General features: G+C 76.1%; 4 protein-coding genes and 1 pseudogene. 4 read left to right on the top strand and 1 reads right to left on the bottom strand.

Annotated elements, in window-relative coordinates:
• The first annotated feature begins 108 nt into the window (after positions 1-108).
• Together ACFUK0_RS31580 and ACFUK0_RS31585 are read left to right on the top strand one after the other, a co-directional pair.
• Positions 109-1122: an SAM-dependent methyltransferase gene (locus ACFUK0_RS31580; protein WP_380255907.1), complete on the top strand. Its 1014-nt coding sequence runs from the start codon at positions 109-111 to the stop codon at positions 1120-1122.
• Complete coding sequence (locus ACFUK0_RS31585; protein ID WP_380255908.1) at positions 1119-2288, top strand: NADH-quinone oxidoreductase subunit D; 1170 nt, start codon at positions 1119-1121, stop codon at positions 2286-2288. Before ACFUK0_RS31580 ends, ACFUK0_RS31585 begins: the two co-directional genes overlap by 4 nt.
• A gap of 31 nt (positions 2289-2319) precedes the next feature.
• Here the strand turns inward: ACFUK0_RS31585 and ACFUK0_RS31590 are convergent, their stop codons facing one another.
• The gene (locus ACFUK0_RS31590; protein ID WP_380255909.1) at positions 2320-3228 is read right to left on the bottom strand and encodes a hypothetical protein; all 909 of its coding nucleotides are present in this window, start codon (positions 3226-3228) and stop codon (positions 2320-2322) included.
• A gap of 241 nt (positions 3229-3469) precedes the next feature.
• Between ACFUK0_RS31590 and ACFUK0_RS31595 the strand changes: the two genes are divergently transcribed.
• Together ACFUK0_RS31595 and ACFUK0_RS31600 are read left to right on the top strand one after the other, a co-directional pair.
• Positions 3470-3889 carry a WXG100 family type VII secretion target gene (locus ACFUK0_RS31595; protein ID WP_380255910.1) on the top strand — a complete coding sequence of 140 codons (420 nt, stop codon included), beginning with the start codon at positions 3470-3472 and terminating at the stop codon, positions 3887-3889.
• A 60-nt stretch (positions 3890-3949) separates the two neighbouring features.
• Positions 3950-6000, top strand: a pseudogene (locus ACFUK0_RS31600) (hypothetical protein); the annotation flags it as partial.

A 6000-nucleotide genomic window follows, 5' to 3' on the forward strand; every position in this document is an offset into this window, starting at 1 on the left:
TAGGCAGTCGTGACGGGCCCCCAGGTCCGCCGGGAGAGCGATCCCGTCTACTCCCTAGGTCGGAGACGGTCCCGGCCGGGGCGGGCCCGCCCGGTAGCGTCGACCCCCATGAGTTGGATGCGGTGGCGGCCCGCCACGGAACAGGCGCTGTACGGCCCGGACGGCTTCTACCGCAGGCCGGAGGGCCCGGCCGGGCACTTCAGGACGTCCGTGCACGCCTCCGCCCGCTACGCGGGTGCGGTGGCCCGCCTGCTCGGGGAGGTCGACGAGGCACTCGGACGCCCGGCGGAGCTGGCCTTCGTCGACGTCGGGGCCGGCCGGGGCGAACTGCTGGCCGGGGTGCTCGCCGCGGTGCCCGCGGAGCTGGCCGGGCGGCTGCGCCCGTACGGGGTCGAGCTCGCCGCCCGGCCGCCGGGCCTGGCACCCCGGGTGGAGTGGACACCGGAGCTGCCGGCCGGGGTCAGCGGCCTGCTGTTCGCGAACGAGTGGCTGGACAACGTGCCGCTGGATATCGCCGAGGCCGACGGGGACGGCGTGCTGCGCTACTGCGAGGTCGACCCGGCGACCGGCCGGGAGAGGCTCGCCGAGCCGGTCGGCGGCGCCGACGCGCGGTGGGCCGGGCGGTGGTGGCCGGTGGCGGAGCCCGGGGAGCGGGTCGAGCTCGGCGGGCCGCGGGACGAGGCCTGGGCGGCGGCGGTCGGGGCGCTGGAGCGCGGGCTGGCGGTGGCGGTGGACTACGCGCACACGGCGGCGGACCGCCCGCTGTTCGGCTCGCTGACCGGGTTCCGGGCCGGCCGGGAGGTGCCCCCGGTACCGGACGGCACCTGCGACGTGACCGCGCACGTGGCGCTCGACGCGGTGGCCGTCCCGGGTTTCCATAGCCTGTGGACGACGCAGCGCGAGGCCCTGCGGGCCCTCGGGGTGAGCGGCGGGCGGCCGCCGCTGGCGCTGGCCTCCAGCGACCCGGCGGCGTACCTGCGGGCGCTCTCCGGAGCGGGCGAGGCGGCCGAGCTGACCGACCCGGCGGGGCTGGGCCGGTTCGGGTGGCTGGCGCAGGCCGTCCGCATGCCGGTACCTGGGAGCCTGGGGGGCCTCCCGGGATGGCAGACTCTGGTGCCATGAGGGAGACCATGGTCGGCATCGGCGCGGGTGCGGAAAACTTCTCGGGCGAGCCGGGCACCACGGACATGGTGCTCAACATCGGCCCGCAGCACCCGTCCACGCACGGCGTGCTGCGCCTGCGGCTGGTGCTGGACGGCGAGCGGATCGTGTCCGCCGAGCCGGTGATCGGCTACATGCACCGCGGCGCCGAGAAGCTCTTCGAGGCCCGCGACTACCGCCAGATCATCATGCTGGCGAACCGCCACGACTGGCTGTCGGCGTTCGCCAACGAGCTCGGCGTGGTGCTCGCGGTCGAGCGGATGCTCGGCATGGAGGTGCCCGAGCGGGCCGTCTGGATCCGCACCATGCTGGCCGAGCTGAACCGGGTGCTCAACCACCTGATGTTCCTCGGCTCGTACCCGCTGGAGCTGGGCGGGATCACCCCGATCTTCCACGCGTTCACCGGCCGGGAGGAGCTCCAGCACGTGCTGGAGGAGGCCTCCGGCGGCCGGATGCACTACATGTTCAACCGGGTCGGCGGCCTGAAGGAGGACCTGCCGGCCGGCTGGCTCGGCCGGGTCCGGGCGGCGGTGGCGACCGTCCGCTCGCAGCTGCCGGTCTTCGAGAACCTGGTGCTCGGCAACGAGATCTTCCGGGCCCGCACCGCCGGCGTCGGCGTGCTCTCCAAGGAGCACGTGCACGCGTACGGCGTCAGCGGCCCGATCGCGCGCGCCAGCGGCGTCGACCTCGACCTGCGCCGCGACGAGCCCTACCTCGCGTACGGCTCGGCGGAACTGCGCGACGTCCTGACGGTGGTCACCCGCGAGGAGGGCGACTGCCTGGCCCGCTTCGAGTGCCTGCTGGAGCAGACCGCCAACTCGCTGGACCTCGCCGACGCCTGCCTGGACAAGCTGGCCGGGCTCGCCCCCGGGCCGGTCAACCTGCGGCTCCCGAAGGTGCTGAAGGCGCCGGAGGGCACCACCTACGCCTGGACCGAGAACCCGCTCGGGATCAACGGCTACTACCTGGTCTCCCGGGGTGACAAGACGCCGTGGCGCCTCAAGCTGCGCTCGGCGTCCTTCAACAACATCCAGGCGCTGATCGAGCTGCTGCCGGGGACGCTGGTCGCGGACATGGTGGCGATCCTGGGCTCGATGTTCTTCGTGGTCGGCGACATCGACAAGTAGGGCCCCGCCCGGCGGGCGGGGCCCCGACGGGCTACTTCTTCTTCCCGTCCTTCGGCTTCCTGGCGGGCGCCGGGTCGGCCGGGTGCGGGGCCAGCCGGCGGTCGTCCTTCGAGGCGATCCGCTGCTCGCAGATGCCGGCCAGGACGGCGTAGGCCTGCGCGCCCATCAGCTCGGTCAGCTCGGGCCGGTAGCTGACGTACACCGGGTCGGGCCCGTTGTGCGCCTCCGGGCTGCCGGTGCACCACCAGTGCAGGTCGTGGCCCCCGGGGCCCCAGCCGCGGCGGTCGTACTCGCCGATGGTGACCTGGAGGTAGCGGGTGTCGTCCGGGCGGTCGATCCAGTCGTAGGTGCGGCGCACCGGCAGCTGCCAGCAGACGTCGGGCTTGGTCTCCAGCGGCTCCTTGCCCTCCTGCAGCGCGAGGGTGTGCAGGGCGCAGCCCTCGCCGCCGGCGAAGCCGGGGCGGTTGAGGAAGACGCAGGCGCCGTCGACGCGGCGGGTCTGGCGGTCGCCGTCCTCGTCGAACATGGTGATGCCGCCGTCGGTCCTGATCCGGCCCTTGGCGTCGGTGCCGTGGTCGAACAGCTGCCAGGTCTCGGGGGTGAGCCGGGCGGCGTGGCCCGCCACCCGCTTCTCGTCGTCCTCGTCCGAGTAGTGCGCGCCCAGCGTGCAGCAGCCGTCGGACTCGCCGCGGCCGGGGCGGATGCCGTGGCAGCCCTTGCCGAAGATGCAGCTCCACCGGGAGGTCAGCCAGGTGAGGTCGCAGCGGAACACCTGCTCCTCGTCGGCGGGGTCGGCGAACTCGACCCAGGCCCGGGCGAAGTCGAGCGGGACTTCGGGACGCAGGCCGGGCATCGCGAGGTCGACCGCCGGGGCCTTGGCCTTCCGGGGCTTGGCGGGGGAGTCGTGCGGGGCGGTCTTGGAGGTCTCTGCTGCTGCCACCCGGCAAGGGTATGGCCTCGGAGGCGTGGGAATCCGCTCACCTCTGTGGCATTTGCGGTGATTTCACCGGAAATCCACCAGCGCGTACGGTTGCCGGTCGTGAAGGCGGGGTGAAAAGGCCGCCCGCACCCTGCGGCGGCCCCGGACGGGCGCCCTAGGATGGCGGCCGCCGGAGTCATCCCGTCGGCCGTGCGCCTGGGGCGGCATCGCGGGGTGGGTGCCGCTACGGGGAGGTACGGGGATGAGTGGCAACAGCAGCAGGAGTGGTGGCGCCGGCAGCGGCGGGGGCCCGGGGGAGCACTTCTCGGTCGATCCGTGGGAGATGCACGGCGAGGGACGGGAGTTCGAGAAGATCTCGAACGACTTCGCCCGCGCCTCGCTCGGCCTGGAGCAGTCCCTGGCCGGTCTCGGCACCCCCTGGGGCACCGACGAGCCGGGCAGCGGCTTCGGTACGGAGTACCAGCAGGCCCGGGAGACGGTGATCGGCGCCCTGCACGGCATCGCCGACCGCCTCGGGCAGATCGGCGCCGGCCTGCACGGCATGGCTGACCACGTGACGGACACCGACGGCGGGATCACCGCGGACTTCGGCCGGGTCGCAACCTCCGGGGCCCCCGGCGCCGTCCCTCCCGGCGGGGCATCCGCCGGCGGCACGCGCTGAGCCGCAGTTCCCGCCCGTACGGCCCGTACGGCGTGACGTCACACTCGAAGGGGGAACCGCGTGTCCCGGAAGCTGCCCGAGGAACTCGCCCCGGTCCTGGCCCGGACCGGCCACGCCTGGCCGCAGGCGGATGAGGACGCACTGCGCCGGGCGGCCACGCTGTGGCGGGAGTTCGGCTCCGAGGCGGAGCGGCTCGGCCGGCTCGGCGGGGCTTCGGCCGGCCGCGTCACGGGCGAGAACTCCGGCCGGGCGGTGGACGCCTTCGCCGACCACTGGCGGACGTTCAGCGGCGGCGGCCGCGGCCATCTCGACGACGCGCAGCACGCGGCCGAACTGGTCGCCAAGGCCTTCGAGACGGCGGCGCAGGCCACCGACACCTGCAAGGCGGAGCTGGTCTCGGCGCTGACCGCCCTGGCCGAGGAGCTGAAGAAGGCCCAGGCGCAGGCGGCGGCCGCCAAGAAGGCCGCCGCCGACGCTGCCGCGGAGCCCGCGCCGTCGGTGCAGACCCAGGGCGTGTTCGGCGCCGTCGCGCACACGGTCGGCGCGGTGGCCGCCAAGGTCAGGGGCGCCGCCGCGGACACCGTCGCCGCCGCGGAGCAGACGGTCGCGACCGAGGCGGCCCGGCTGAAGGTCGCCGGGCTGCTGGCGGAACTCGGCCGGGCGATGAAGGCCGCGATGCGGACCACGCTGGACGAGCCCGCGCTGACCGCGCTGGAGCGGCTCGGCGCGGGCAGCGCCGCCGCGTCCGGCCCGGGCGCCGGCGTCCGCACGCTGTCCGAGGTGGTGGGCGCCAAGGGGGGTTTCGACGCGAAGGCGGCGGGCCTGCCCGCCGTGCTGGGCGAGCCGGGCGTGCTCGGCAAGGACGGCGCCGGACTGAAGCTGGTCGTCGACTCGGCGGGCAACCCGGTCATCGGCGAGGACGGCAAGCCGGTGCTGGGCGTGGAGGGCCTGACGGTCAAGCTCGGCGAGGACGGCAGGCCCGCCCTCGACAGCCGGGGCAACCCGGTCATCCTGCGGGCGGACGGCACCGCGGTCGCCGACACCACCGGGCTCAAACTGGTCGCCGGCGAGAACGGCAGTCCGGTCGTCGGCGTCGCGGGCCTGACGGTCGGCCTCGACCGCGACGGCAAGCCGCTGGAGGACGAGAACGGCCGCAGCGTGCTGTCCGGCGCCGACGGCCGGCCGGTGGTCAAGGCCGACCTGACGACCGATCCGACGGCGGACGGGTCCGCCAAGGGCCGGCCGCCGCACGGCACCGTGCTGGACGGGCTGCCCGTCGACGTCGCGGCCGGCGGCCTCGGCGTGGACGTCAAGGTGGCCGGCGCCGCCGCCGGCGCGGGCGGCCCGGGTGCTCCGGGTGCTCCGGCTGCCCCGGCGGCCGCGGGCGGCCCCGGTGTGCAGCTGCAGACCGGGCCGGTCGCCGTCGGCCTGTCCGGCGGAGGTGGCGGCGGGGGTGGCGGCGGCTGGACCCCCGACGCCCCTGCGGCCCGGCCCGAGCGGACCGCCCCGGCCGCGTACACGCCCTCGCCCAGTGGTGGCGGCGGAGGTGGCGGCGGCGGACGGGTCAGCGGGGGCTACGGACCGGTGTACGCCGCCGTCGACACCGGCTACCAGCCCGGCCCCGCCGAGGCCCCCGCCCCGGCCTCGCCCTCGCGCGGCGCGGTCACTCCCGCCTCGGTGCGGACCGACTCGGTGTACACCCCGCCGGTGGTGAGCTCCGACCAGGTGGCCGCCTCCGTCGGCGGCCACGGGTGGGCCGGGGACGGCGGCCGCGCCCCGGGCGGCGGCGCTCAGGGCGGCGGCGGGTACTCCGTCGGCGTCTCCGCGCCGGCCGCCGGTGGCGGCTCCTTCAGCAGTGGTCCGAGCAGCGCACCGAGCAGCGGCCCGGTGGGTGGCGGCGGTGCGCCCTCCGGCGGCCAGGTCTACAGCGGGGCCCAGGGCATACCGGCGGCCGGCCCGGCCGGCGGTACGGGAGCCCCCGGCGCCGCCGGCGCGGGTGCCGCGGCCGTCGTGGGTGTCCCGGCGGCCGGTACGCCGGTGGGCGCGGGCACGCCGGGCGCGGCGGCGGGAACGCCGGCCGCCGGCGGCCAGGCCGCGGCCGGGGCACGCCC

The sequence above is a fragment of the Kitasatospora sp. NPDC057223 genome (assembly GCF_042669755.1).
GTDB lineage: Bacteria > Actinomycetota > Actinomycetes > Streptomycetales > Streptomycetaceae > Kitasatospora.

Bases quoted from the DNA above. Each gene is read 5' to 3' on its own strand.
- ACFUK0_RS31580 (WP_380255907.1), top strand. From the start codon at position 109: ATGAGTTGGATGCGGTGGCGGCCCGCCACGGAACAGGCGCTGTACGGC.
- ACFUK0_RS31585 (WP_380255908.1), top strand. From the start codon at position 1,119: ATGAGGGAGACCATGGTCGGCATCGGCGCGGGTGCGGAAAACTTCTCG.
- ACFUK0_RS31595 (WP_380255910.1), top strand. From the start codon at position 3,470: ATGAGTGGCAACAGCAGCAGGAGTGGTGGCGCCGGCAGCGGCGGGGGC.